The organism is Streptomyces sp. 7R007 (assembly GCF_054850255.1).
In genome coordinates this window covers 287,445-312,599 of sequence record NZ_JBTWMV010000003.1, presented here as the reverse complement: position 1 = coordinate 312,599, position 25,155 = coordinate 287,445, and the positions used below count along the sequence as shown (strand labels likewise).

Here is a 25,155-nt window from a genome sequence, read left to right as displayed (position 1 = left end):
ATCCGCTCTTTGCAGGTTGCCTCCGGCACGTATCGTGAAGGCTTGCGGACCGTACGCATCCAGCTGTGTGTCCGGAACGGGGCGCAAGGCGAACGGAATTGACCAACCGGGCGGCCGAGGGAGGCAACGTGGACGACTATGCGGGTCGGGTGCTCGCCGACCGCTACCGCCTGCCGTTGCCGCCCTCCGACGAGTACGAACTCACCGAGACCCGGGCCTTCGACACCTACAGCGGGCAGGAAGTCCTCGTCCGGCAGGTGCCGTTGCCGGAGGTCGTCGAGGCGGAGGTGCTCGACGCGGAGGGGCTGCCCGACGGGTTCACTGCGCGTGACGGATCGCGCCGGTCCTCCGGGAGGGGCGGCGGCGGCACGCGGCGGCCCACGGATCCCGCGGTGCGGCGGGCGGTCGAGGCCGCGCAGGCCGCCGCGCGGATACCCGACCATCCCCGGCTGGACCAGGTCTTCGACGTGTTCGCCGAGGGCGGTTCGCTGTGGATCGTCAGCGAGTTGGTGGCGGCCCGGCCGCTGGCCGCGCTGCTCGCCGAGAAGCCGCTGACTCCCTACCGGGCGGCCGAGGTCGCCTCCGACGTCCTCATGGCCCTGCGGGTGCTGCACGCGCACGGCTGGGTGCACCGCAACATCACCGCCCGTACGGTGCTCGTCTGCGACGACGGCCGCGTCATGCTGACGGGCCTCGCGGTGGGCGCGGCGGAGGAGGCGCTGTGCGGGTACGACCCGGTGCCCCCGTCGGAGACGGAGACGGAGGGGGAGGACAGGGGCACGGGAACGCCGGCGGGAGGTTCGGCGGGTGCTGCCGGGTTCTCGGGAGGTGCCGTCGCCGGGTTGTCTTCAGGGGCTTCGGGCGCTTCAGGATTTCCGGGCGGTGCGGCCGGGGCCGCCGGCCGGGGCGCGGGCCCGGGTTCCGGGGTGACGGGGGCCCTGCGGGGTCCCGCCGGCTCGTTCGGTCCGGGGGCTGCCGTGGGGCCGGCCGGCTCGGGGGCCGCGTATGCCGGTGACCCCGAGGCCGCGCGGCGGGCGGCGATCGAGGCGCGGGCCGCGGGTGGGCTGCCGGCCGTGGGAGACGGTACGGCCACCGGGGCGTCCGGCACCTTCGGGCGGGGCGCCCTGGAGACCGGCGGGGACATCCGCGCGGCGCGCGCCGGGGCGATCGCCGCGTATCGCGCGGGGGCCCGTGCGGCGGCCCGCGTCCAGGAGGCCCAGCAGAGCAGCCGCGCGGCCCTACCGAGCGCCCGCCCGGCACCCGAACCCGACTCGACGACGCCCCCCAACGGCGCTTCCCTCCCCGCCACCCGCCCCGCACCCGGCGACGACCCCGCCGCGTATCCCAACGGCGGGACGCTGCCCGGCGCCCGCCCAGCCTCCGGCGACAGCCCCGCCTCCCATCCCGGTGACAACCTCACCCCCCACCCCAACGGCGGGGCCCTGCCCGGCGCCCGCCCGACCCCCGGCGACGACCCCACCCCCTATCCCAACGGCGCTTCCCTCCCCGGTGCCCGCCCCGCACCCGGCGACGACCCCGCTGTCTATCCCGGCGACGATCTCGCTCCCTATCCCAACGGCCCCTCCCTCCCCGCCACCCGTCCCCCGTCCGAAGACGGCTCGGTGGGGCAGTCCAACGGTGTGGCGCAGCCGTATGGTCCCGGTGAGGGTGTCGAGGGTGGGCCCGGGGTGCCGTCCGGTCAGATAGCCGATCCCTATGGCGTGGGCGGCTCGGCCTGGCACGGGGCGACTCCTCGTCGTACCGGCGACACGCCCCGGACGCCCGCCGACGCAGCGGCGCTGCGGGACGGCCGCCACACCGCCCTTCCCGCCGCCCCCGATGACTCCGGCGCCCAGGGCCAGCCCCAGGCCCCCCGGTCCACCCCGCCCGGCGTCCAGCACCCCGGCCTCAGCACCGCCCCGCCGACCGGCGCACCGGGCCCCGACGACGGCGCGTTCCCCGGGGCTCCCGCCCCCCGGGCCACCCACTGGAACGACCTCGTGGCCGCCACCCCCACCCCCCGCGGCCCCGCCACCGCGCTCGCGGCGGAGCGGGCCCGGCAGGCGCGGATGGCCGTGGTGGGGCCCGTGACCGAGCGGTGGGCGCCGGAGCAGGCCGGCCCGGTGCACGAGAACTGGCAGCTGGCGGCGCCGATCGGGCCGGCGACGGACCTGTGGGCGCTCGGGGCGTTGCTGTTCCGGGCCGTGCAGGGGCACGCGCCGTATCCGGAGGAGTCGACCGCCGAGCTCGTGCAGCTGGTGTGCTCCGAGCCGCCCGCCTTCGCCGAGGAGTGCGGGCCGCTGCGGCCGGTTGTCGAGTCGCTGCTGCGCCAGGACCCTACCGAGCGGCTGGAGTTCGAGGAACTCCGGGGCTGGCTGCGCTCGCTCGTCCGGTCGGCCCCCGAACCCGACGCCGGTACGCACGTGATCGCCGCCCCGCCCACCGACCCCAACCGGCTGCCGATCGTCCGGCGCCGCGGCGAACTGGTGCGCAGGCGGCGCGCCGGACTGCCCGCCACCACGCACGGCCGGCACAAGCGGGCCAAACAGGAGAGGGAGCACTCGCCCCGCCGCCTCGGACGGCTGCTGCTCCTGCTGGTCCTGCTCCTGCTGGCCGGCGCGATCGCGTACGCCATGCTCTTCATGCCCAAGGCCGGCGAGGACGGCGCGGCCGGCGGGCAGCGCACGGGCGCCGCCGGTGACGTCAGCCCCGCGCCCGCCCGGTCGGACCAGAACGCGAGCAGCGAGCCCCGGCCCGAGCAGACCTCGCCCACCCCGCGGCGGTCCGGCCCGTCGGCGTCCGCCGGCGCGACCGGGACGCAGACCGCCGGCCCGGACGTCGCCGCTGGCTTCACGCTGCGCAAGGACCCGGAAGGGTTCGAGGTCGCCGTCGCCAAGGGCTGGTCCCGGGCGCCCAGGAACGCGTGGAACCAAGTCGTCTACTCGCACGGCGACTTCGAGCTCGTCGTCGTACCCGGCCGGGACGGCGCCGTCACCTACGGCAGCGATCCGATGGCGTACCAGCGCGACGAGGAGCACGAGTTGCAGCCGTACCGTTCCTCCAGCTGGGCCACCGCGGCCGGGCTGCGCACCATCACCGTGGGGCAACGGGTGATGGCCGAGGGCCAGTTCACCTGGACCGACGACCAGGGGCGCGACCTGTTCGTGCGCAACCTCGCCATCCTGATCGACGGCCGCTACCACGTCGTCCAGGTGCGCGGGCCGGAGTCCCAGCGGGACGAGGTGACGCGGCTGTACGAGCAGGCGTCGCAGACGTACCGGGTGACTGGTTGATCTCGTCCGTGAGCGGGGAGTGAAGGGCCCGAACGGTTCACTCCGCGGAGCGGAAGCGACAACCGTCACAGTGCTGTCTCCGTCGCGCCCCCCAGGTTCCCTGGACGCCTGCCGGTCCTTAGTCTGACCCTGTCAAGACCATTGCGGGGCAACGTGAATCAGATGCAGGGCCAGCTTGTCGCGGGCCGCTACCGGCTCGCCGACTCGATCGGCAGCGGCGGCATGGGCCGGGTGTGGCGGGCGCACGACGAGGTGCTGCACCGCGCCGTCGCGATCAAGGAGCTGACCGCCGCGCTCTACGTGTCCGAGGGCGACCGGGACCGGCTCCTCGCGCGCACCCGCGCCGAGGCGCGCGCGGCCGCCCGGATCAACCACTCAGCGGTCGTCACCGTGCACGACGTGCTGGAGCACGACGGCCGGCCCTGGATCGTCATGGAGCTCGTCGAGGGCTACTCGCTCGCCGACGCGGTCAAGGAGCGGGGGCGCGTCGAGCCCGCCGAGGCCGCGCGGATCGGCCTGTGGGTGCTGCGGGCGCTGCGCGCCGCGCACTCCGCCGGCGTCCTGCACCGTGACGTGAAGCCGGGCAACGTGCTCCTCGGGCACGACGGGCGCGTGCTGCTCACCGACTTCGGCATCGCCCAGATCGAGGGCGACACGACGATCACGCGCACCGGCGAGGTCGTCGGCTCGGTCGACTACCTCGCCCCGGAGCGCGTGCGCGGCCACGACCCCGGCCCCGCCTCCGACCTGTGGGCGCTCGGCGCGACGCTGTACACGGCGGTGGAGGGCCGCTCGCCGTTCCGCCGCACCTCACCGCTGTCCACCATGCAGGCGGTCGTCGAGGAGGAGGCCGCCGAGTCGCGGTACGCCGGTGCGCTCGGGCCCGTGATCACCTCGCTGCTGCAGAAGGAGCCGGCCCTGCGGCCCGGTGCCGCCGAGGCCGAGCAGATGCTCGCCGAGGCGGCGGAGGGGCGGCGGCCGAACGCGGCGCAGGCGTACGTGCCGACCGGGCACGTGCCCCGGGGGCGCTCGCCTGAGCCCCCCACCGGCGCCTACCCGTCGGCCTCCGCACCGCTCCCGCCGCTCACCGGCCCGACGGTCATCGGCCCGACCGGCATGGGCCCGCAGGGCACGGGCCAGTACGGCGTGGGCCAAGGCGGCATGGGCCCGGCGACCGGCACCGTCGCCGCCGCGCCCGCGCCCAAGCGGCGTCGCCTGCGCACCGTCGTCCTGGCGATCGCCCTCGCCGTGCTCGTCGGCGGCGGCACGGCCGTGGCACTGCAGAAGTGGGACCAGGGGCGGCAGGAGCAGGGGCAGGGCGGCACGGCCGGGTCCACCACCTCCCCGAGCCCGACCGGCACCCCCGTCTCCGACTGGAAGTACTACAACGACCCCTGGGGCTTCAGCGTCTACCTGCCCAAGGGCTGGAAGCGGCAGGTCGTCGGCGTCGACGGCGATCTCCGGCAGGTCGACTACACGCCGGACGACGGCAAGCACTTCGTCCGGATCGCGATCGACACCTCGCCCGACTTCAACAACGCCTACGACCACCAGCTCGACCTGGAGAAGCAGCTCCAGCGGCTGGTCGACTACCACCGCGTCCGGCTGGAGAAGAACCTCTACCGCGACCGCGACGGCTCCGTGTGGGAGTACACCTGGGTCGCGCAGCCCAAGGACACCAAGTTCCCCGGGCCGCGGCGCGCCGTCGAGGAGACGTACATGTCCCGCGAGGGCACCGAGTACGCGCTCTACATCTCCTCGCCGGCGAAGGACTGGGCGCGCACCAGCAAGCAGTTCACGGCCTTGCTGCAGGGCTGGCAGGAGAAGACGTCCCCGTAGCCGCCGGTGAGTTGGCCGGTCGGCGTCCCGGAGCGCCTCTCTCCGGTACGGCATGATGGGGCGCATGGGGACCGAGGGGGCAGGCGTCCGCGTCATCGCGGGCCGGTACCGGCTGCAGACGCGGCTGGGGCGGGGCGGCATGGGCGTGGTGTGGCGGGCGACCGACGAACTGCTCGGCCGGCAGGTGGCGGTCAAGGAACTCCCCCTCGACCACGACGAGACGCTGCCCGCCGAGGAGGTCCGGCGCCAGCGCGACCGCACCCTGCGCGAGGCCCGCGCGGTGGCCCAGCTGCGCCACCCGCACATCATCGTCGTCCACGACGTCGTCGAGCAGGACGAACGCCCGTACATCGTCATGGAGTTGATCGACGGCGGCTCCCTCGCCGACCGCATCGCCGCGCGCGGCCCGGTCGGCCCCGACGAGGCCGCGCGCATCGGCATCGCCCTGCTCGGCGCGCTGCGCACCGCCCACGCGGCCGGCGTGCTGCACCGGGACATCAAGCCGGCCAACGTCCTGCTGGAGGCGGGCTCGGACCGGGTCGTGCTCACCGACTTCGGCATCGCGCAGGTCGCCGGCGCCACCACGCTCACCGAGACGGGGTCCTTCGTCGGCTCCCCCGAGTACACCGCGCCCGAGCGGATGTCCGGCGGCCGCACCGGCCCGGAGTCCGACCTGTGGTCGCTGGGCGCGCTGTTGTGCACCGCGCTGAGCGGTGAATCCCCCTTCCGGCGCGACTCGTTGGGCGGCATCCTGCACGCCGTCGTCTTCGACGACATCCGCCCGCCCGCCCAGGCCGGGCCGCTGCTGCCCGTCGTACAGGGCCTGCTGGAGCGCGACCCGGACCGGCGGCTGGACGCGGCGCGGGCGGAGGAGATGCTGCGCGACTTCCGTGCCACGGGCCGTACGCCCACCCCCGTGTACACGCCGACGCAGCAGGACGTTCCCCGGCCGCCCGCCCCGCCGCCGGCGCCCACCGTGGAGACCCGGCGCTCCACCCGGGGCGTGCTGGTGGCCGCGCTGCTCGTCGCGGCGATGGCGGGCGCGGGGGTGTCGGCGGCGGCGCTGCTCATGCACCGGGGCGGCGACGGGGGCCGTACGCCGACGAGTTCGGGACCCCGGACGTCGGTGAGCGCGTCCGCCACCTCCGGCGTGCCCACCCGCACCGCCACCCCCTCGGCCACCGCCTCCCCGGCCCCGACCGGCACCGTCAGCGCCCCCTCCGGCTACCGCGTCGCCGACGACCCCGCCGGCTTCTCCCTCGCCGTGCCGGACGGCTTCACCCGCAAGCCGCAGGGGGAGCGGATCTTCTACATGTCGCCGGGCGAGACCTTCCGCCTCGGCATCAAGGTCTCCGGTCCCGCGCAGGGCGGTCCGCTCGCGGTGATGCGCCGCGCGGCGGCGGGCGGCCCCTCCAGCAACCCCGGTTACCACGACGGCCGGGTCACCTCCACCTCGCGGCACGGACACCCCGCCGCCCTCTGGGAGTTCACCTGGAACGGCTTCACCGCGGCCGAGGGCCCCCGGCACACGTACGACCTGTGCTGGGCGGAGGCGGGGCGGCTGTACGACGTGTGGGTGTCCGCGCCGGTCGGGAAGGTGCGGGAGGCACGGGAGTACTTCGACGTCGCGGTCGACACCTTCGTACGGACATAGCGGTACGGCCCGTCGGCTACGTCACGGGTCTGTGACCGGAACCCGCCAACGCTGGATGCGTGCGCGGCCGGCGCGATATGGATGACGCATGAGCAGCAACGGGGGAGTCGGCCACGAGTCCGACGAGACGACGAGTTTTGTTCTGCAACCTCCCGGATCGCCGCAGCAGGACAACGGTGCGGGCCGGCTCGTCGCGGGTCGCTACCGGCTGCTGTCCAGGCTGGGGCACGGTGGCATGGGCACGGTCTGGCGGGCCAAGGACGAGACCGTGGACCGCGAGGTCGCCGTCAAGGAGCCCCGCATCCCGGACACGCTTCCCGAGCGCGAACGCGCCAACGTGTTCGAGCGGATGCGCCGCGAGGCACGTGCCGCGGCCCGCCTCGACCACCCGGCGGTGGTCAACGTCCACGACGTGGCGGTGGTCGACGGCCGGCCGTGGATCGTCATGGAGCTGGTGCGGGGCCGTTCGCTGGGCAGCGCCCTGCAGGAGGGCACGCTGGACGCGCGCGAGGCGGCCAGGATCGGCCTGGAGGTGCTCGGCGCGCTGGAGGCCGCGCACGCGGCGGGCATCCTGCACCGCGACGTCAAGCCGGACAACGTGCTGCTGGGCCGCCACGACCGGGTCGTGCTCACCGACTTCGGCATCGCCCGGATCGAGGGCGAGACCAACATCACCGACACCGGCGGCTTCGTCGGCTCGCCCGAGTACATCGCCCCCGAGCGGGTGCTGGGCCAGCGGCCGGGCCCGGCGTCCGACCTGTGGTCCCTGGGCGTGGTCCTGTACGCGGCCACGGAGGGCGTCTCGCCGTTCCGCCGCAGCAACACCCCCGCCACGCTCCAGTCCGTCCTGAACGCCGTCCCCGCGCCGCCCGCCGCGGCCTCCGGCCCGCTCGCCGAGGCCATCAACGGCCTGCTCCATAAGGACCCCGCGCACCGGCCGGACGCCGCCCGGGTCCGGGCCCTGCTGACGGCCGCCGCCCACCCGCCCGCACCGGCGCCCACGCAGGCCGCGCAGGTGGTACGCCGGGGTGTCCGGCTCGGCCGCAGGGCGTGGCTCGGCATCGGCGCGGGCGTCGTCGCGGCGGCGGTGGCGGCGTACCTGCTGCTGGCGGACCCCTTCGCGGGGACGCTGCCGGACGGCTGGAAGACGCGGGACCTCGGCGCGGAGGTCGGGATGACGGTGGGGGTGCCCGCCTCCTTCACACGGGACCCGCTGCCCGACTCGGACGGCACGGACGCCCAGTTCAGCGACCCGAGCGGGGCCGTGCGCATCTACGTCAACCGTGACGTCAAGGCCGCCGACAAGGACGACGAGATCCCGGCGTCCGCGTCGGAGAAGGCGTTCGCCGACTGGGCGATGCTCAAGGACGGCGAGTACGGCTGGGACATGGCGTCCGACCCGCCGCCCCGGGGCGAGCCGCAGGAGACCACGTACCGGGGCCGCAAGGCCGAGAAGAACACCGTCACCTACCGGACCACGGACACCCAGAACCCGCGCGCCCGCGAGGCCCAGGCCCTCTACTACCGCGCGGACAACGGCGACATGTACTGGATCTGGATCGACTACCCGGGCAAGGGCTACTTCACCGGACAGGGGCGGGAGATCGCCCGGGACGCGCTGGCGAACTGGCGGGTTCACCGGCTCTGAACCGGCCCGGCGTCATCCCGAACTCCCGCCGGAACGCGTGCGACAGCGCGTACGGCGTCCCGTACCCCGTCTCCCGCGCCACCGTGGCCAGCGGCGCGTCCGTGTCCCGCAGCCGGGCCGCCGCCATCGTCAGCCGCCACCACGTCAGGTACGCCATCGGGGGCCGCCCCACCAGCGCCGTGAAGCGGCGGGCCAGCGTCGCCCGGGAGACGCCCGCCGCCGCGGCCAGCCGGTCGTTGGTCCAGGGGGCCGCCGGGTCGGAGTGCAGGGCGCGCAGCGCCGCCGTCGTCACCGGGTCGCTCAGGACCGCCGGCCAGACACCCGCCCGCGCCTCCGTCATCCACGCCCGCACCATGTAGATCAGCAGCAGGTCGAGCAGGCTGGGCAGGGCGAGGCAGGACCCCGGGCGCCGCTCGTCCAGTTCGCGGGCCAACAGGTCGACCGCAGACCGGAGTTCGGGGTGCGTGCCGACCCGGTTGGGCAGGTGCACCACCTGCGGCAGCTCGGCCAGCAGCGGGTGCACCCGGCTGCTGTCGAGCCGGTACTTGCCGCACAGCAGCTCCACCTCGCGCCCGTCCCCCTCCCGCGGCAGCCGGCGCAGCTCCTCGAAGGGCACCGCCCGCGCCGTGTCGCCCGGTCGGTCCGCGAGCACGTGACCGGCCCCGTGCGGCAGCAGGACGACGTCCCCGGCGCCCAGCGTCACCGGCTCACCGTCCCCGTCCGGCCGCAGCCAGCAGCTGCCCGCCAGCACCACGTGGAACCCCGCCCCCTCGTACGGGGCGAGGCGCGCGCACCAGCCGCCGTCCACCCGCAGCCGGTTCGACGAGGGCTGCCCGATGCGCACGGCGGAGATCGCATCGCTCACCACGTCCATGAGACGCAAGCGTATCAAGCTGAGGCAGAGAGGCATTGGAAAGCTCAGGCGCGCGCTCCTAGCGTGGTGGGCATGGCTGATGACACCACACAGCGTTTCGAGATCGGTGACGTAGAGGTCCTGCGGGTCGTCGAGTGGCAGGGGCCGTACGCGGCGACCCGGGAGCTCGTCCCGGAGGCGGGGCCCGAGGTGTGGCGGGCCGAGCGGGACGTGCTGGCGCCCGACTACTGGGAGCCCGCCGGCGACCGGGCCGTGGTCGCCGTGCAGACCTGGGTGCTGCGCAGCGGCGGGCGGACCGTGCTGGTGGACACGGGGGTGGGGAACGGGCGGGAGCGGCCGGGCAACCCGTTCTTCCACCGGCAGCAGGGGACCGGGCTGCCCACGCTGCTGGAGCGGGCGGGTGTGCGCCCCGAGGACGTCGACATCGTCGTCAACACCCACATCCACGGGGACCACGTCGGCTGGAACACGCGGGACCAGGACGGGGACTGGGTGCCCGCCTTCCCCCACGCCACCTACCTCGTCCCGGCCGCCGACGACCACCACTTCGGCCCCGACGGCGGGTACGCGGGCGGTGTGCGGCCCGACGACCGGCTGATGTACGAGGACAGCATCGCGCCCGTGCACAAGGCGGGGCAGGTGGTGCTGTGGGACGGCGAGCACCGCGTCGACGCCCACCTCACGCTGGAGCCCGCCCCCGGCCACACGCCGGGTTCGTCGGTCCTGCGCGTCGCCTCCCGCGGCGAACGGGCCGTCTTCATCGGTGACTTGGTGCACACCCCGGTCCAGATCACGCATCCCGAGTGCAACAGCCGCTTCTGCCGGGAGCCCGCACAGGCCGCCGCGAGCCGCCGGCGCGTGCTCGAACGGGCCGCCGAGCTGCGGGAGTTGGTGATCCCCGCGCACCTCGCAGGGACGGGTGTCGCGGAAGTACGACGGCAGGGCGAGGCGTTCACCTTCGCGCCGTGGCGGCCGTAGCACCCACCCGCGTCGACAACTCCGCGCCTCGCACGGTACTCATGGGGCATGAGCGAACGCGGCGAACACGCGCGCGAGGGACGTCTGATCGGCGGGCGCTACCGACTGGCCGAGCGGATCGGATCCGGTGGCATGGGGACGGTCTGGCGGGCCCACGACGAGGTCGTGGACCGCGAGGTCGCCGTCAAACAGCCCCGGTTGCCCGGCGACCCCGAGGACGAGGCGCATCGCCGCGCCGCCCACCGGCTCTACCGTGAGGCCCGGGCCGCCGCCCGCGTCGACCATCCCGCCGCCGTCTCCATCCACGACGTCGTCGTCGAGGAGGAGGACGGACTGCCCTGGATCGTCATGGAGTTCGTGCGCGGCGAGTCCCTGCACGACCGGCTCGCCCGCGGCCCCGTCGAGGCGCCCGAAGCCGCCCGGATCGGCCTCGCCGTGCTGGGCGCGCTGCGCGCCGCGCACGCCGTCGGGATCGTGCACCGGGACGTCAAGCCCGCCAACGTCCTGCTCGGCCCGCACGGCCGGGTCGTCCTCACCGACTTCGGCATCGCCCACGTGCAGGGCGAGGAATCCCTCACCGTCAGCGGGGAGTTCGTCGGCTCGCTGGAGTTCGTCGCACCGGAACGGATGTCCGGGCGGGGCGCCGGACCGGCCTCCGACCTGTGGTCCCTGGGTGTGCTGCTGTACGCGTCCGTGGAGGGCTGGTCCCCCTTCCGGCGTACGACCCTGGAGTCCACGCTCGCCGCGGTCATCGCCTCGGACCCGCCCGAGCCCAAACAGGCCGGCCCGTTCGGCCCGCTCGTCACCCGGCTGCTGGCCAAGGACCCCCGACAGCGCCCCGACCCGCAGGAGTGCGCGGCGGTACTGGAGGCGGTGGCCGAGGGCCGGCCGCTACCGGACGCCGGGAAGACGGAGGCACAGAGCCCGGCACGGCTGCGGGAGTACGCCGACGACGCGGGGACGGTGCGCCTGGGGGCGCGGCCGGGGGGCGCCCAGCAGCAGGGGGCCGGAGGGAAGCCGGAGGCCGAGAGAAAGCCAGGGGCCGGGAGGAAGCCAGGGGCCGGGAGGAAGCCAGGGGCCGGGAGGAAGCCGGAGGCCGAGACGGGAGCGGGCGCCGGCGGTGGAGCGTGCGCCGAGGATGGAGCGGGCGTCGAGAGTGGGGTGAGCGCCGAGGGTGGAGCGGGCGTCGCGAGTCGGGCGTGCGCCGAGGATTGGGTGAGCGCCGAGGGTGGAGCGGGCGTCGCGAGTCGGGTGAGCGCTGAGGCAGGAGCTGGTGCCGAGAACCGAGGGGGCGCTGAGACTGGAACGGGCGTTGCGAATCGAGTGGGCGGCGAGACGAGAGCGGGCGCTGGGAGGGTAGCCGGCGCTGGGACGGTAGCTGGCGCCGCGGAGAGGCCCGTAGGGCGGTCGGCGACCGATTCCGCCTCCGAGCCCGTCTCCGGGTCCGTCTCCGACCCCATCACGGACCCCGACCTCGACCCCGTCTCCGGGTCCGTCTCCGGCCCCATCACCGACCCCGACCTCGACCCCGCCTCCGGCCCCATCACCGACCCTGATCCCGACCCCGTCTCCTGGCCCGTCTCCGGTTCCGCCTCCGGGCCCGTCTCCGGCCCCGACGTCGACCCCGTCTCCGGGTCCGTCTCCGGCCCCATCACCGACCCCGATCCCGACCCCGATCCCGGCCCCGGCCCCGTCTCCATCCCCGCCCCCCAGACCGTCTCCGCCCGCACCCCCAGGACCCGCCGCCCCAAGCGGCCCCTCCTGCGGCGTCCCGTCGCCGTCGTCGCTCTCGGTGGGCTTCTCGTCGGCTGTGGCTGGCTCGGGGCCTCCTACCTCGGCGCGCCGGACACCACCGAACAGCCCGCCACCTACCGGTCGGCCCCCGCCGCCGGCGCGAGCCCCTCGGCCGGCGCCTGGGTCGCGCACCGGGAGCCGGACCTGCACGCCACCCTGTACGTGCCCCGCTCGTACCGGCACGTCGACACCATCGACGTACAGCCCCGCACCGCCCTCTACACGAACGACCCCTTCTCGGTGCAGCTGTCCCAGTGGGACAAGGCACCCGGCACCGCCATGGCCAGCGCCCAGCAGTCCGTCGCGGCACAGGGGGCGAAGGGGAAGTCCGCCGGCCAGGTCACCGTCACCAGCTTCCACGGCGACGAGGCCGCCATCGCCGACACCACCTACGGCTCCGACGACTCCCGCACCCGGGTCCTGCGCCTCTTCATCCGCACCGACGACGACCGCATGTACGCGCTGCGCGTCGAGATGCCCAAGGGCACGGCGGACGAGGAGAAGGGCACGGCCCTGTTCAAGGAGGCGTGGGCCAGGCTGGTCATCGAAGAGACGCCGAGCGGCTCCTGATCGTCCGCGCGGCGGCCTCCAACGCCCTGATCAGCGCAAACCTTGCCAGTACCCACTGGCGGTGTGTGTGCACTCGGTGAAGCCGCGTTACCGACGGGTACCCAAAGCTCCCGCCGCGGCATACCCTGCGCCTCATGACCGACGCGCAAGCCCCGGCGAAGACCGGCACGAATCCCCTCGCCCCCGCTCCCGAGGGCGCCCGCACCGCCGCGGACGTGGTCACCCCCGAGCTGGTCGCCCAGCTCACCAAGGGCGTGACCGGTTCCGGGCGCACCGCCAACCACACGCCGTTCACCGGCGAGAAGCTGGCCGACCTGCCCGAGTCGACGCCCGAGGACGTGGCGAAGGCCTTCGACGCCGCCCGCCGGGCCCAGTCGGTCTGGGAGCGGACCCCCGTACGGCAGCGCGCCGCCGTCCTGCTCGGCTTCCACGACCTGCTGCTCCAGCGCCAGGCCGAGGTCCTCGACCTGATTCAGCTGGAGACCGGCAAGGCCCGGCTGCACGCGCACGAGGAGGTCCAGGCCGTCGCCGTCGCGGCCCGCCACTACGGCCGCAAGGCGGCCTCCTACCTGAAGCCCAAGCGGCACGCGGGCGCCATGCCCACGCTGACCCGGGTCACCGAACTGCGCCACCCGCGCGGGGTCGTCGGCCAGATAGCCCCCTGGAACTACCCCCTCGAACTCTCCGTCGGCGACGCGCTGCCGGCCCTCGTCGCGGGCAACGCGCTGGTCATGAAGCCCGACACCGAGACCTGCCTGACCGCGCTGTGGGCCCGCGACCTGCTCGTCGAGGCCGGTCTGCCCGCCGACGTCTTCCAGGTCGTCCTCGGCGACGGCCCGGTCGTCGGCCCCGAGGTGGTCCGGCACGCCGACTACGTCTCCTTCACCGGCTCCACCCGCACCGGCCGCGAGGTCGCCCAGGGCGCCGCCGCACGGCTGGTCGGCGTCACCCTCGAACTCGGCGGCAAGAACGCCATGCTGGTCCTGGACGACGCGGACGTCGAGAAGGCCGCCGCCGGCGCGGTGCGCGCCTGCTTCTCCTCCGCCGGCCAACTGTGCATCTCCATCGAGCGGTTGTACGTCCACGAGTCCATCGCCGACGCCTTCCTGGAGCGCTTCGCCGCCCGCACCAAGGCCATGCGGCTCGGCAAGTCCCTCGCCTACGGCGCCGACATGGGCTCGTTGGTGGGGGAGCGGCAGCTGGAGACGGTCACCCGGCATGTCGAGGAGGCCGTCGCCAAGGGCGCGAAGGTCGTCGCCGGCGGGGTCGCCCGCCCGGACATCGGCCCGTACTTCTTCGAGCCGACCATCCTCGACGGCGTCACCGAGCCGATGGCGGTGTGCACGGAGGAGACCTTCGGTCCCGTCGTCTCGATCTACCGCTTCAAGACCGACGACGAGGCGATCGAGCTCGCCAACTCCACGCCGTACGGCCTCAACTCCTCGGTGTGGACGAAGAACGGCGCCCGCGGCCGCGAGGTCGCCGCGCGGCTGCGCACCGGCACCGTGAACGTCAACGAGGGCTACGCCCCCGCCTACGGCAGCGTCCAGTCGCCGATGGGCGGCATGAAGGACTCGGGCCTCGGCCGCCGCCACGGCTCCGAGGGCATCCTCAAGTACACGGAGGCCCAGACGGTGGCCCAGCAGCGGCTGCTGCCGATGGCGCCGTCGCTGGGGATGGACGACGAGAAGTACGCGGCGTTCATGAGCCGCAGCCTGCGCCTGATGAAGGCGCTGCGCTTCAAGTAGGAACACGTCGGCAGGAACGCCGGCCAGGAACACTTCGGTTCTCGACGAGGAGAGCACGTGTCACAGGACACCTATGACTACGACGTCATCGTGGTGGGATCGGGCTTCGGCGGCAGCGTCACCGCCCTCCGGCTCACCGAGAAGGGCTACCGCGTAGGCGTCCTGGAGGCCGGCCGCCGCTTCACCCGCGAGACCCTCCCCAGGAACTCCTGGGACCTGAAGAACTACCTCTGGGCGCCGAAACTCGGCATGTACGGCATCCAGCGCATCCACCTGCTCGGCAACGTCATGGTGCTGGCGGGCGCGGGCGTCGGCGGCGGCTCGCTGAACTACGCCAACACCCTCTACGTCCCCCCGAAGGCGTTCTTCGACGACCCCCAGTGGCGTGACATCACCGACTGGCAGGAGGAGTTGCAGCCGTACTACGACCAGGCCCGCCGCATGCTCGGCGTCCGGCTCAACCCCACCATGACCCCCTCCGACGTCCATCTGAAGGCGGCCGCCCAGCGGATGGGCGTGGGCGACACCTTCCACATGGCGCCGGTCGGTGTCTTCTTCGGCGACGGCGAGGACGCCGACGGCACGGCGAAGGCCGACCCCGGCGAGCAGGTGGCCGACCCCTACTTCGGCGGCGTCGGCCCCTCCCGCAAGGCCTGCACCGAGTGCGGCGAGTGCATGACCGGCTGCCGGCACGGCGCGAAGAACACCCTCAACGAGAACTACCTCTACCTCGCCGAGCAGGCGGGCGCGGTCGTCCATCCCCTGACGACGGTCGTCTCGGTCACGGACGACTCCCAGGGCGGGTACGCCGTCGCCACCCTGCCGACCGACGACCGCCGCGCCAAGGGCCGTACCTTCAAGGCCCGCAAGGTCGTCATCGCCGCCGGCACCTACGGCACCCAGACCCTGCTGCACCGCATGAAGGCGGGCGGCCAACTGCCGTACATCTCCGACCGGCTGGGGGAGCTGACCCGGACCAACTCCGAAGCGCTGGTCGGCGCGCAGACCGACAACCGGCGCTACCGCAAGGCGACCGGCGAGCCGCGGGCCGACTTCACCCGGGGGGTCGCCATCACCTCGTCCATCCACCCGGACGAGAACACCCACATCGAGCCGGTCCGCTACGGCAAGGGCTCCAACTCGATGGGCAGCCTGTCGATCCTCCAAGTGCCGTACGCGGAGGGCTCGTCGAGGGCGCTGGCCTGGCTGCGCAACGCGGCCCGGCATCCGCTGCTGATCCTGCGCTCCCTCTCCAACCGGCGCTGGTCGGAGCGGACCATCATCGGCCTGGTGATGCAGTCGCTGGACAACTCCCTGACGACGTACCTGAAACCGGACGGCGTCGGCAAGGGCCTGCTCACCGCCCGCCAGGGCCACGGCGCCCCCAACCCCAAGCAGATCAAGGCCGCCTCGGAGGCCGCCTCCGCCATCGCCGCCGAGATCAACGGCTTCGCGGGATCCAACGTGGGCGAACTCATGGGCACCCCGCTCACCGCGCACTTCCTCGGCGGCTGCCCGATCGGCGCGAGCCGGGAGAGCGGTGTGATCGACCCGTACCACCGTCTCTACGGCCACCCCGGCATCTCGGTCGTCGACGGCGCGGCCGTGTCCGCCAACCTCGGCGTGAACCCCTCGCTCACGATCACCGCGCAGGCCGAGCGCGCGATGTCGTTCTGGCCCAACAAGGGCGAGCCGGACCCGCGTCCGGCGCAGGGAGCGGCGTACGAGCGTCTGAAGCCGGTCGAGCCGAAGGCGCCGGTGGTCCCGGCGGAGGCGTTCGCCGCGCTGCGCCTGCCGTTCCTGGGAATGCCGGCGGTGCCGAAGAAGTAAGGGGTACGAGCGGTAAGGCGCACAGAGGCAAGGCGCACAGGAAAGGACCCGCACCCCCCTCCGAGTGCGGGTCCTTCCCTGTTCTCGCAGTGCGCCTCGGTTACGCGCCGGCGCCGGCCTTCCGCCGCCGCGCGGCCACGACCACGCCCGCGCCGACGACGACCGCGACGCCGCTCATCAGGCCGATGGCGGGCAGCGCGGAGCTGGAGCCGGTGTCGGCGAGGTTGCCGGTGGGCAGGTCGGAGACGTCGCCCTGCGGCTTCTTCACCGAGTCCTTGCTCCCGTTGTCGCTGGGGGTGGCGGAGCCCGGGTCCGGGTTGGGGGAACCGGCCTTCAGCACCTCGAAGTCGTACTGTGCCCAGCCCTCGGCGATGCAGTCCTGGCCCTTGACGTTGTCGAGGTAGGCGCCGGAGCCGAAGGAGTAGGCGTCGCCGGCCGGGGCCTTGGCGCCGATGCTGACGCGCAGGTCGACGGTCTGGCTCTTGCCGGCCTTCAGGTGGTCGACGTAGAAGAAGTAGTCGCCCGCCCAGTCCGCGTCGCCGATGCGGTCCCAGGAACCGGTCTCGGGGTTCTTGAACTCCAGGTCGACGTACGGGCTCAGGTACTTGGACTCGTCGAGCTCGTAGTTCTCCACCTCGGCGTAGAAGGCGACGCCGTCGACGGTCGTCTTCGACTCGTTGGTGACGACCAGCTTGAACGAGTGGAAGCCGTCGCCCGCGACGATCTTGCCGGGCAGGCCCTTGATGTCCGCGGACACCTTCGCGCCGCTGTAGTCGCCGTCGACGTCCTCGCAGAAGGGAACGTCCGGGTCGGAGGGGTCCTCGCTCGGCTCGGCGGAGTCGGACGGCTCGGGCGCCGTGGACTCGCTCGCGGAGGCGGAAGCGGAAGCGCTCGCGGACGTCGGGTCGCTCGGCGCGGGCGCGGAGTCGGACGGCAGCCCGGTGTCGGACGGCGTCGCGGAGACCGTGTCGCTGGGGGTCTCGGACGGCGTCTCGGACGCGCTCTCGCTGGCGGGCGTGCTGGGCGTCTCGTCCGCGAACGCGGCGGGGGCGGACAGCAGGGCGATCGGGGCTATGGCCGCGGTCGCGGCCGCCGCTGCCAGGGCACGGCGAAGCTTCATGCAGACCTCAAGGGAGTCCGGTGTGGAGGGCTCCGCGTGTGGGGCGCGGGTTGTGGCCCTTGGTTCTGCACGTTTGATGAGTGGCAGCTGTGAATGGTTGTACCGACGTTGACGAAATTCTTATGTGGCCTGCGTCACATCGGGGTTTCGTTTCGGTGCGGAGGTGAGCGAAGGGCCCCGCGGGAACTGGCCGCGGGGCCCTTCTCCGTCAGCACCGGCGTCAGGGCAGCGCCGGTGCCTGGGAGCGGCGCCGGGGGGTTGCGCCGCTTGTCCTGTGTGCCCTGGGTCGCCGCCCCGGCGCACGTGGGGCGCACGGCAGGTCTTGACCTCTGGCGGTACCACAGTGCACTGCAATGCGGGTGTCTGCGGCGGGACTTGGGCTTTCTAGGCATCGTGCTGGATGGACGCGGCCTCCGCAACCGTTTGACCCAGGGTTGTGCATTTTTGCATTTTCCGCCGGTCGGCCCCGGGCGTCCCCGGAGCCGACCGTTCTCTTGAGTGACCGGGCTGCTGTCCCCTGCCGTCCGGTCACGTACCTGGAGCGAGGTCCCACGACGCACGGCGGTCCGTGCGCCTCATCGCTCCAGTGAGCCACGCGTGGTTCTTTCGGGCCCGTGCCTGGCTGGCGCGGACACCCCACCAACGAGGCCGTGCGCGGGACGGTCACGCGCCGTACGGGTGAGAGGCGTACCGAACTCAGATGCGACCCCTGGACAGTTCGAGCAGCGTCATCGCGAGGGAGGTGCCGGGCTTGCCCAGGGCGTCGCTGTAGCGGTTGAGGATTTCCATCTCGCGGGACAGGTGCACGCGCCGGCCGCCGGCGGCGATGCGGGTCTGCTGGACGACGGCGGAGACGGCCACGCGTTCCTGGATCAGACCGATGATCCGGTCGTCGAGCGTGTCGATGCGCTCCCGGGCGCCCGCGATGATCGCTTCGGGGCTGGTGGTTTCCGGGCTGGTCGTTTCCGGGCTGGTGGTCATGTCGGGCTCCTCGGTGAGGGAGGGTGTCCCGGAACGACAGGATCCGGAAAACACCAGGCGCCCCGGACCTTGTCGGCCCGGGGCGCCTGGGAAGTCGCTTGTCAGTTACTCAAGCAGCACGACCATGGCAGCCGACGGGCCGGTTGCCATAGGTAAAGAGGAAGGTCGTCTGCGTGAGCATGGGGTCAGTATGCCACGGCGCCATGACGTCCGGGCGACCCCGTTAGAATCGGAACCACAGACCCCCGCCCGACCGCCGGAAGGCACCCCGTGTCATCAGCGACTTCCGCTGCCGCCGCCCCCGACACCGTCCTGGTCGTCGACTTCGGCGCGCAGTACGCCCAGCTCATCGCCCGTCGCGTCCGCGAGGCCCGGGTCTACAGCGAGATCGTGCCGAGCACCATGCCGGTCGAGGAGATGCTCGCCAGGAACCCCGCGGCGATCATCCTCTCCGGCGGCCCCTCGTCCGTGTACGAGGAGGGCGCCCCGCGCCTGGACCGCGCCCTCTTCGAGGCCGGCGTCCCCGTCTTCGGCATGTGCTACGGCTTCCAGCTCATGGCGCAGTCCCTCGGCGGCACGGTGGACAACACCGGCGCCCGCGAGTACGGCCGCACCGACCTGCACGTCTCGAAGGCGTCCTCCACCCTCTTCGAGGGCACCCCCGCCGAGCAGCACGTGTGGATGTCGCACGGCGACGCCTGCTCCGCCGCCCCCGAGGGCTTCACCGTCACGGCCTCCACGGACGTCGTCCCGGTCGCCGCCTTCGAGAACGACGACAAGAAGCTCTACGGCGTCCAGTACCACCCCGAGGTCATGCACTCCACGCACGGCCAGCAGGTCCTGGAGCACTTCCTGTACCGGGGCGCGGGCCTGAAGCCGACCTGGACCACCGGGAACGTCATCGACGAGCAGGTCGCGGCGATCCGCGAGCAGGTCGGCGACAAGCGCGCCATCTGCGGTCTGTCCGGCGGCGTCGACTCCGCGGTGGCCGCGGCCCTCGTCGCCCGGGCCATCGGCGACCAGCTGACCTGCGTGTACGTCGACCACGGCCTGATGCGCAAGGGCGAGACCGAGCAGGTCGAGAAGGACTTCGTGGCCGCGACCGGCGTCAAGCTGGTCGTCGTCGACGCGGAGGAGCGGTTCCTGAAGGCGCTCGCCGGGGTCTCCGACCCCGAGCAGAAGCGGAAGATCATCGGCCGCGAGTTCATCCGCGTCTTCGAGCAGGCCCAGGCCGAGATCATCGCGGACGAGGGCCCGGCGGTGGAGTTCCTGGTGCAGGGCACCCTCTACCCGGACGTCGTGGAGTCCGGCGGCGGCACCGGCACCGCCAACATCAAGTCCCACCACAACGTCGGCGGCCTGCCCGAAGACCTCGAGTTCAAGCTCATCGAGCCGCTGCGCAAGCTGTTCAAGGACGAGGTCCGGATGGTCGGCCAGGAGCTGGGCCTGCCGGAGGAGATCGTCCAGCGCCAGCCCTTCCCGGGCCCCGGCCTCGGCATCCGCATCGTCGGCGAGGTGACCAAGGAGCGCCTCGACCTGCTGCGCGACGCCGACGCCATCGCCCGCGAGGAGCTGACCGCGGCCGGCCTCGACCGCGACATCTGGCAGTGCCCGGTGGTCCTGCTCGCCGACGTCCGCTCGGTCGGCGTCCAGGGCGACGGCCGCACCTACGGCCACCCGATCGTCCTGCGCCCGGTGTCGAGCGAGGACGCGATGACGGCCGACTGGTCGAGGCTGCCGTACGACGTGCTCGCGAAGATCTCGACGCGGATCACGAACGAGGTGCGGGACGTCAACCGGGTCGTGCTGGACGTGACGTCCAAGCCGCCGGGCACCATCGAGTGGGAGTAGCACCTGGGGGCACCAGGTGCCAGGTGCCAGGTGCCAGGTGCCAGGTGCTGGGTCAGGTGCTAGGTGCGCTTGATCGTGCGCACCGGCTCACCGGGCTTCCAGACCTGGACGACGAGGTACTTGTCGTCCTCGACGTAGGTCCGCACGACCTCCGTCAGCTCGGTGCGGAAGAGGTGGAACGGCTCCGGCGGTTCCACCTCTTCGGCATACACGGCCTTCGCCGCGGGGTCGGTGACCTCGACCGCCCGCCCGCCGATCCGGACGTCCCCGCCGCCCATGCTCTGCCCCTCCCCGGGGTTCGCCTGGAGCGCGAACCTCGGGTCCCGGCGCAGGTCCAGGGCCTTGAGCGAGTCCGGCATCATGCCGAACCACAGCTCACCGCCGAGGAAACGGACCTCCATGCCCGTGGTCCGGGGCGATCCGTCCTTGCGGAGCGTGGCCAGGACGTGGTGCGTGAACGCGCCGAAACGGTCCTCGGCGGTCCTGGCCAGATCGGGTTCTGCGGTGGTGAAGGCAGCCCAGTTCGCTGCGGGGTTCGCGGTCATACGGCGAGTGTGGCGCCGATACCCGACATCCTCTGTCGGTATTCCCGCCGGACGCGTCCTCAGGCGGTGTGCGGAACCGGGCGTACGTAGCGCGGCCGTCCCCGGTCGTCCTGCACCTGCGCGCACCCCGCGGCCGTCAGCCGGGCGCCCAGCTTGGCGCGGCGGACGGCGTTGACGCGGAGGGCGCCGTACATCAGCGCGGGGATCAGTACGGCGAGCGGCAGCGTGACGGCGTACACCTGCGTGACCAGCGCCAGCAGCAGGAACACGGCGCAGCCGCCCCAGCCGTAGGTCAGCAGCTGCTTGCGGTTGCCGGCCTCGACGAGGAAGTCGTACTTGAGGACCGACGCGATCAGGTCGACGTCCGCCTGCGCCTCGGGCACCGGCGTGAGCGAGTTCAGGTACATGCCGGGCACCGGACCGCCCGCGCCGACCTGCGGGAACGCGGCGAAGTTGGCGGCGGCGCGCTGCTGGGCCCAGGGCTCGGGGTCGCGGACAAGCTGCACGTGCTGGATCTTGTGGCGGCCGACCAGGCGGACCCCCGAGTAGCGGAAACCGAAGCACTCGGCCACGTACACGAGCGCGGCGACGGTCTTGATCTCGGTGAAGGGGTGCACCAACTCGGCGTGATCGCGGGTGGTGAGCTGCCGCATGAGGCTGCTGAGGTGTCGTTCGGCCTGGCTCAAAGAGGACTCCGGTTCGGTCTTCAACTCGTCATCTTTCATCTTTACAGAACATCTCTGTTCTCCTGAGCTGACCGACGGTAACTTCCGCCCCGTACACCCACCCAGTGCTGGAGGACGAACATGCACGGGACCCCAGGGGCCGGTCCGACGCCGCCCCCCGCCCTCCCGACCGACCGGCTTCAGTTCGCGATGCCGCCCATGCACGAATCGGTCGACGACGAACGCCGGCACCGCAAGGAGCGGCTCGCGGGCGCGCTGCGGCTCTTCGGGCGGCTCGGATTCGAGGACGGGGTCTCGGGGCACATCACCGCGCGTGACCCCGAGTACAGCAACTGCTTCTGGGTCAACCCGTTCGGGATGCCGTTCCGGCACGTCACGGTGAGCGACCTGGTGCTGGCCAACTCGGACGGGCAGGTCATCGAGGGTCGCTACCACGTCAACCAGGCCGCGTTCACCGTGCACTCCCAGGTGCACGCCGCCCGGCCCGACGTCGTCGCCGTCGCCCACTGCCACTCCGTGCACGGCCGCGCCCTGTCCGCGCTCGGCGACCTGCTCGACCCGATCACACAGGAGAGCTGTGCGTTCTACGAGGACCACGCCCTGTACGACGCCTACACCGGCGTCGCCGTCGACGCCGAGGAGGGGCGCCGGATCGCCGCCGCGCTCGGGTCGCGCAAGGCGCTCGTGCTGCGCAACCACGGTCTGCTGACCGTCGGGGACTCGGTGGACGCGGCGGCCTGGTGGTTCGTCTCCATGGAACGCTCCTGCCAGGTCCAGCTCACCGCCAGAGCGGCCGGCCGGCCGGTCCTCATCGACCACAAACTCGCGGCGGCGACGCGGGAGCAGCTGGGCGGGGACCTGGTGGCGTGGATCAACTACCAGCCCCTGTGGCAGGACATCAGCCGCAGCGAGCCGGATCTGCTCAGCTGACGGTGAGGGGGTGAGGGGGTGAGGGGGTGAGTGGGTGAGTGGGTGGGCGGTGAGTGGTCGGGCGGTGCGTGGTCCGGCGGTGGTCTCAGAAACCCCGCAGTACGGCCGCCTTCGTCATCGCGAACTCCTCGTCCGTCAGCACCCCGTCCCGGTGCAGCTCGCCCAACTCCCGCAGCCTGCGCAGCAGTACGTCGTGGTGGTCGGCCGGCGGGGGCACGGCCGCCGCCGTGAGCTGCGGCCGGTCGGCGAGTTCCCCGCCCGTGCGGGTGGACGGGTGCGGCAGCCGCGCGGTCACCGCGGTCGCGACCAGCGCGGTGAGCAGGTCGCGGCGCGCGCTGCCCCACAGGTCCAGGGCGTACGGGTCCTTCTCCGGCGGCAGCTTCGAGAACACCGTCTCGCGCGTCACGAACCGCAGGAAACCGTCCTCGTAACCGGAGTTGGGCAGCCATTCCACCTGCACGAGATCGCCGACGTTGATGATCCGCGGCCCCGTCGCCCGCTTGACCCGGTCGGACGTGTCGGCCCAGTCGATCCGCACCTGCGTACCGTCGAAGGACACGGTTCCGTCGGAGGAGCGGACCGACACCGGCACCGGCGGCCCCGGCAGCAGGTACGCCTTCGTCGGCTCCTTCGGTATCTGGTCCAGCAGCAGCGCGTGCCGGATCTCCTCGGCCACGTACTCGGCGACCCCCGCCCGGTCGACGTCCACCAGCAGCCGGTAGGGATCGGCCGGCTCGGGCAGTCTGCCCCCGGTCGCCTGGAGCAGCGGATCGGCGCCCTCGCGCAGCCGCATCCGCAGCCGCCCGCGCTTGCGTTCGGGCTCGAAGACGACGCCCGCCACGGCCTCCAGGGGCACGGCGATCTCCCCGTACGTCTGCCGGAAGAGCGGCACGGAGCGGTGGAGGCCCGGCGTGATCCTGACCGTGGTCCCGTCGAAGGCCCAGGTCCCGTCCCGCTGGATGATCTCGGCCATAGGGAAATTCTCGCAGCCCGGTCAACACGGCGGTGCCCGCTTCACCCGCCATGACCAGACCTGGCGGACGCGGCCGGTGTCGGGTAGGGCACAATTCGCTCTCATCACACGGCAGTTGCAGGACGGCGGACCGTTGCCGAGAGGCGGCCGCCGGGTGTCGGGGACCTGGGGAAGGCGGGCGTCGGGCGGTGGCGGTGCAGGAGGCGAGAGGCGGCGCGGACGGGGGTGCGCGCGGAGGTGCCCGTGGGGGTGCCCGTGGGGATGTGCGCGGGGGTGCGCCTGAGGATTTCGGGGGTGGTGGCCACGGAGGTGGCTGCACGTGCGGGGACTGTCCGCACGGGGCGCGCGAGGGGCATCGGCAGGCGGTGGCCGCGTTTCTGCTCAAGCGGGACGAGTTCGCGGCGGGGCAGGGGCTGCCCGCCGCCGTCGCCCACTCCGCGTCGGCCTCGCGCCAGTGGATCTCCGAGGAGCTCACCCAGTCCGCGGGAGTCGTCGCCGAGCGCCGCCGGGCGGAGGGCGAGGCCTGGCTGTCCGGCCTGTGGCGCTGGACCGCCGGCGCGGTCTGGGCCCTGGTGGTCCTGCTGCTCCTGGTGCAGGCCCTCACGGCCATCGGCGCGGGCTGGACGGCCGCCCGCACGGCCGGTCTGCTGGCGGCCCTGGTGGTGGCCGCCGCGCTGACGGCCGCGTCGTGGCTCCACCGGGCCCGGGGCGGGGCGCTCGCCCCGGTCATCGGTGAGGACAACCGTCTGTCCACCTCGCGCACGGTGGCGGCGGTGTGGGTGCTGTTCGTCGTGTACGCCGTGCTCGTCCTGGTCGGCCGGCTGGCGTCGGCGTCCGGCCACGCCGAGCGCGACGCCCTGATCTCCGGCCTGGAGCTGGCCCGGGGCGCGGGCGTGGTGACCGTCCTCGCCGTGGTCTGCGCGATCGCGGTGCTGGTGCGGCGGGTCGTGGGGCTGCGGATTCTCGGGCAGCGGCTGCAGAAGGTGCGGGCGGACCGGCCGAGGGCGGCGGATCTGCTGACGGACGACTCGGGGCGGGGTGCCTTCGCCGACATCCAGTATGTCGTGATCAGCGCGGTCGCCGTGCTGTTCGGGATGGTGCGGCTGGCCCGGCGGCCGGATCAGCTGCCGGATCTGCCGTGGGGGCTCGGTGTGGTGGTGCTGGTGTCGGCCGCGACGTATGTCGCCGCGAAGTACGCGGAGGGTGGGCGGCCGGTGATCCTTTCCGTGGTGCGGTCCCGGGAGGCCGGTGACCTCGACGCGCCCATTCGTACCGGCGACGACATCGAGATCCGCGGCGCGGGGTTCGTCCCGGCCGGCGCCGGTACCGCGGACCGGCTCTCCCGGATGGTGGTCCGGATCGGTGCCGTGCATGTCCATGTGCCGCTGGTGCCGGTGACCGGGGGCTTCAGCAATCCGACGGACGCGGTGCTGACGGTTCCGGTGCCGGCGGATGTGGAGCCTGGGCGGGTGGAGGTGCAGGTCGTCACCGCGGCGGGGGTGGAGACCAATCGGTATGCGATCGACGTGACGGACTGATGCCTGCGGCGCCTGTGCGGGTTGGGTGGGGGTGCGCGTAGCGCCTGCGGTGTGGGGTGGGGTCGGGGCCGGGGTGGGGGGTGTCCGTCCTCGGTCCGGCGGTGCTGTCGGTCGGGGGGTGAGCGGTGATGGACGCCGGCCGCTGCGGGCGGACACCCCCCACCCCGTCCCCTCACCGCCGCGGGCGGCTGCGGGCCGTCTCCGGTGCGTGGTCCCTCACCGCCGCGGGCGGCTGCGGGCCGTCTCCGGTGCGTGGTCCCTTGCCGCCGTGCGCGGGTGCGGGCCGTCTGCGGTGCGTGGTGC

17 protein-coding genes are annotated in these 25,155 nt (G+C 73.2%); 11 read left to right on the top strand and 6 right to left on the bottom strand.

Annotation, left to right across the window (positions count from 1 at the left end):
• Positions 1 to 128: 128 nt before the first annotated feature.
• From ACYF6T_RS06445 to ACYF6T_RS06430, 4 genes are all read left to right on the top strand, one after another.
• Positions 129 to 3,293, top strand: a complete 3,165-nt coding sequence (locus tag ACYF6T_RS06445; RefSeq protein WP_461694107.1) for a protein kinase — start codon at positions 129 to 131, stop codon at positions 3,291 to 3,293.
• 162 nt (positions 3,294 to 3,455) lie between these two features.
• The gene (locus tag ACYF6T_RS06440; RefSeq protein ID WP_461694105.1) at positions 3,456 to 5,132 is read left to right on the top strand and encodes a serine/threonine-protein kinase; all 1,677 of its coding nucleotides are present in this window, start codon (positions 3,456 to 3,458) and stop codon (positions 5,130 to 5,132) included.
• 64 nt (positions 5,133 to 5,196) lie between these two features.
• Entirely contained in the window at positions 5,197 to 6,786 is a 1,590-nt protein-coding gene (locus tag ACYF6T_RS06435; protein WP_461694104.1) for a serine/threonine-protein kinase, read from the top strand.
• A gap of 88 nt (positions 6,787 to 6,874) precedes the next feature.
• The gene (locus ACYF6T_RS06430) at positions 6,875 to 8,434 is read left to right on the top strand and encodes a serine/threonine-protein kinase (RefSeq protein ID WP_461694103.1); all 1,560 of its coding nucleotides are present in this window, start codon (positions 6,875 to 6,877) and stop codon (positions 8,432 to 8,434) included.
• On the opposite strand, the gene ACYF6T_RS06425 is transcribed toward ACYF6T_RS06430, so the two are convergent.
• Positions 8,370 to 9,308 carry an AraC family transcriptional regulator gene (locus tag ACYF6T_RS06425; RefSeq protein ID WP_461694101.1) on the bottom strand — a complete coding sequence of 313 codons (939 nt, stop codon included), beginning with the start codon at positions 9,306 to 9,308 and terminating at the stop codon, positions 8,370 to 8,372. The two genes, ACYF6T_RS06430 and ACYF6T_RS06425, sit on opposite strands and share 65 nt — an antisense overlap.
• Before the next feature lie 72 nt (positions 9,309 to 9,380).
• Between ACYF6T_RS06425 and ACYF6T_RS06420 the strand changes: the two genes are divergently transcribed.
• From ACYF6T_RS06420 to ACYF6T_RS06405, 4 genes are all read left to right on the top strand, one after another.
• Positions 9,381 to 10,286, top strand: a complete 906-nt coding sequence (locus ACYF6T_RS06420; protein WP_461694099.1) for an MBL fold metallo-hydrolase — start codon at positions 9,381 to 9,383, stop codon at positions 10,284 to 10,286.
• Between the two features lie 48 nt (positions 10,287 to 10,334).
• Entirely contained in the window at positions 10,335 to 12,650 is a 2,316-nt protein-coding gene (locus ACYF6T_RS06415) for a serine/threonine-protein kinase (protein WP_461694098.1), read from the top strand.
• Positions 12,651 to 12,784: 134 nt separating this feature from the next.
• Positions 12,785 to 14,398 carry a succinic semialdehyde dehydrogenase gene (locus ACYF6T_RS06410; protein ID WP_461694097.1) on the top strand — a complete coding sequence of 538 codons (1,614 nt, stop codon included), beginning with the start codon at positions 12,785 to 12,787 and terminating at the stop codon, positions 14,396 to 14,398.
• Between the two features lie 57 nt (positions 14,399 to 14,455).
• Positions 14,456 to 16,228 (top strand): GMC family oxidoreductase N-terminal domain-containing protein, encoded by a 1,773-nt coding sequence (locus tag ACYF6T_RS06405; protein WP_461694096.1) that lies wholly within the window; start codon positions 14,456 to 14,458, stop codon positions 16,226 to 16,228.
• 100 nt (positions 16,229 to 16,328) lie between these two features.
• Here the strand turns inward: ACYF6T_RS06405 and ACYF6T_RS06400 are convergent, their stop codons facing one another.
• Both ACYF6T_RS06400 and ACYF6T_RS06395 read right to left on the bottom strand, forming a co-directional pair.
• Positions 16,329 to 17,348, bottom strand: coding sequence for an LAETG motif-containing sortase-dependent surface protein (locus ACYF6T_RS06400; protein ID WP_461694095.1), 1,020 nt, complete (start codon positions 17,346 to 17,348; stop codon positions 16,329 to 16,331).
• Positions 17,349 to 18,044: 696 nt separating this feature from the next.
• A complete protein-coding gene (locus ACYF6T_RS06395; protein ID WP_461694094.1) occupies positions 18,045 to 18,329 on the bottom strand; it encodes a chorismate mutase in 285 nt (94 codons plus the stop codon).
• A gap of 270 nt (positions 18,330 to 18,599) precedes the next feature.
• On the opposite strand from ACYF6T_RS06395, the gene guaA reads away from it, so the two are divergent.
• Complete coding sequence (gene guaA, locus ACYF6T_RS06390) at positions 18,600 to 20,180, top strand: glutamine-hydrolyzing GMP synthase (RefSeq protein ID WP_461694093.1); 1,581 nt, start codon at positions 18,600 to 18,602, stop codon at positions 20,178 to 20,180.
• Between the two features lie 59 nt (positions 20,181 to 20,239).
• Here the strand turns inward: guaA and ACYF6T_RS06385 are convergent, their stop codons facing one another.
• Both ACYF6T_RS06385 and ACYF6T_RS06380 read right to left on the bottom strand, forming a co-directional pair.
• A complete protein-coding gene (locus tag ACYF6T_RS06385; protein ID WP_461694092.1) occupies positions 20,240 to 20,725 on the bottom strand; it encodes a pyridoxamine 5'-phosphate oxidase family protein in 486 nt (161 codons plus the stop codon).
• Between the two features lie 59 nt (positions 20,726 to 20,784).
• Complete coding sequence (locus tag ACYF6T_RS06380; protein WP_461694090.1) at positions 20,785 to 21,450, bottom strand: hypothetical protein; 666 nt, start codon at positions 21,448 to 21,450, stop codon at positions 20,785 to 20,787.
• Positions 21,451 to 21,531: 81 nt separating this feature from the next.
• Between ACYF6T_RS06380 and ACYF6T_RS06375 the strand changes: the two genes are divergently transcribed.
• Positions 21,532 to 22,341, top strand: coding sequence for a class II aldolase/adducin family protein (locus tag ACYF6T_RS06375; protein ID WP_461694089.1), 810 nt, complete (start codon positions 21,532 to 21,534; stop codon positions 22,339 to 22,341).
• Between the two features lie 85 nt (positions 22,342 to 22,426).
• Here the strand turns inward: ACYF6T_RS06375 and ACYF6T_RS06370 are convergent, their stop codons facing one another.
• Positions 22,427 to 23,314: a DUF4429 domain-containing protein gene (locus ACYF6T_RS06370; RefSeq protein ID WP_461694087.1), complete on the bottom strand. Its 888-nt coding sequence runs from the start codon at positions 23,312 to 23,314 to the stop codon at positions 22,427 to 22,429.
• Between the two features lie 188 nt (positions 23,315 to 23,502).
• Here ACYF6T_RS06370 and ACYF6T_RS06365 point away from each other — a divergent pair, with 188 nt between their 5' ends.
• Positions 23,503 to 24,852 carry a hypothetical protein gene (locus tag ACYF6T_RS06365; protein WP_461694085.1) on the top strand — a complete coding sequence of 450 codons (1,350 nt, stop codon included), beginning with the start codon at positions 23,503 to 23,505 and terminating at the stop codon, positions 24,850 to 24,852.
• Positions 24,853 to 25,155: the final 303 nt, after the last annotated feature.

Coding starts and splice junctions, on each gene's coding strand:
- ACYF6T_RS06395 (WP_461694094.1), bottom strand. CDS start 18,329: ATGACCACCAGCCCGGAAACGACCAGCCCGGAAACCACCAGCCCCGAA.
- ACYF6T_RS06375 (WP_461694089.1), top strand. CDS start 21,532: ATGCACGGGACCCCAGGGGCCGGTCCGACGCCGCCCCCCGCCCTCCCG.
- ACYF6T_RS06430 (WP_461694103.1), top strand. CDS start 6,875: ATGAGCAGCAACGGGGGAGTCGGCCACGAGTCCGACGAGACGACGAGT.
- ACYF6T_RS06400 (WP_461694095.1), bottom strand. CDS start 17,348: ATGAAGCTTCGCCGTGCCCTGGCAGCGGCGGCCGCGACCGCGGCCATA.
- ACYF6T_RS06420 (WP_461694099.1), top strand. CDS start 9,381: ATGGCTGATGACACCACACAGCGTTTCGAGATCGGTGACGTAGAGGTC.
- ACYF6T_RS06380 (WP_461694090.1), bottom strand. CDS start 21,450: ATGAAAGATGACGAGTTGAAGACCGAACCGGAGTCCTCTTTGAGCCAG.
- ACYF6T_RS06415 (WP_461694098.1), top strand. CDS start 10,335: ATGAGCGAACGCGGCGAACACGCGCGCGAGGGACGTCTGATCGGCGGG.
- ACYF6T_RS06410 (WP_461694097.1), top strand. CDS start 12,785: ATGACCGACGCGCAAGCCCCGGCGAAGACCGGCACGAATCCCCTCGCC.
- ACYF6T_RS06370 (WP_461694087.1), bottom strand. CDS start 23,314: ATGGCCGAGATCATCCAGCGGGACGGGACCTGGGCCTTCGACGGGACC.
- ACYF6T_RS06440 (WP_461694105.1), top strand. CDS start 3,456: ATGCAGGGCCAGCTTGTCGCGGGCCGCTACCGGCTCGCCGACTCGATC.
- ACYF6T_RS06425 (WP_461694101.1), bottom strand. CDS start 9,308: ATGGACGTGGTGAGCGATGCGATCTCCGCCGTGCGCATCGGGCAGCCC.
- ACYF6T_RS06385 (WP_461694092.1), bottom strand. CDS start 20,725: ATGACCGCGAACCCCGCAGCGAACTGGGCTGCCTTCACCACCGCAGAA.
- ACYF6T_RS06435 (WP_461694104.1), top strand. CDS start 5,197: ATGGGGACCGAGGGGGCAGGCGTCCGCGTCATCGCGGGCCGGTACCGG.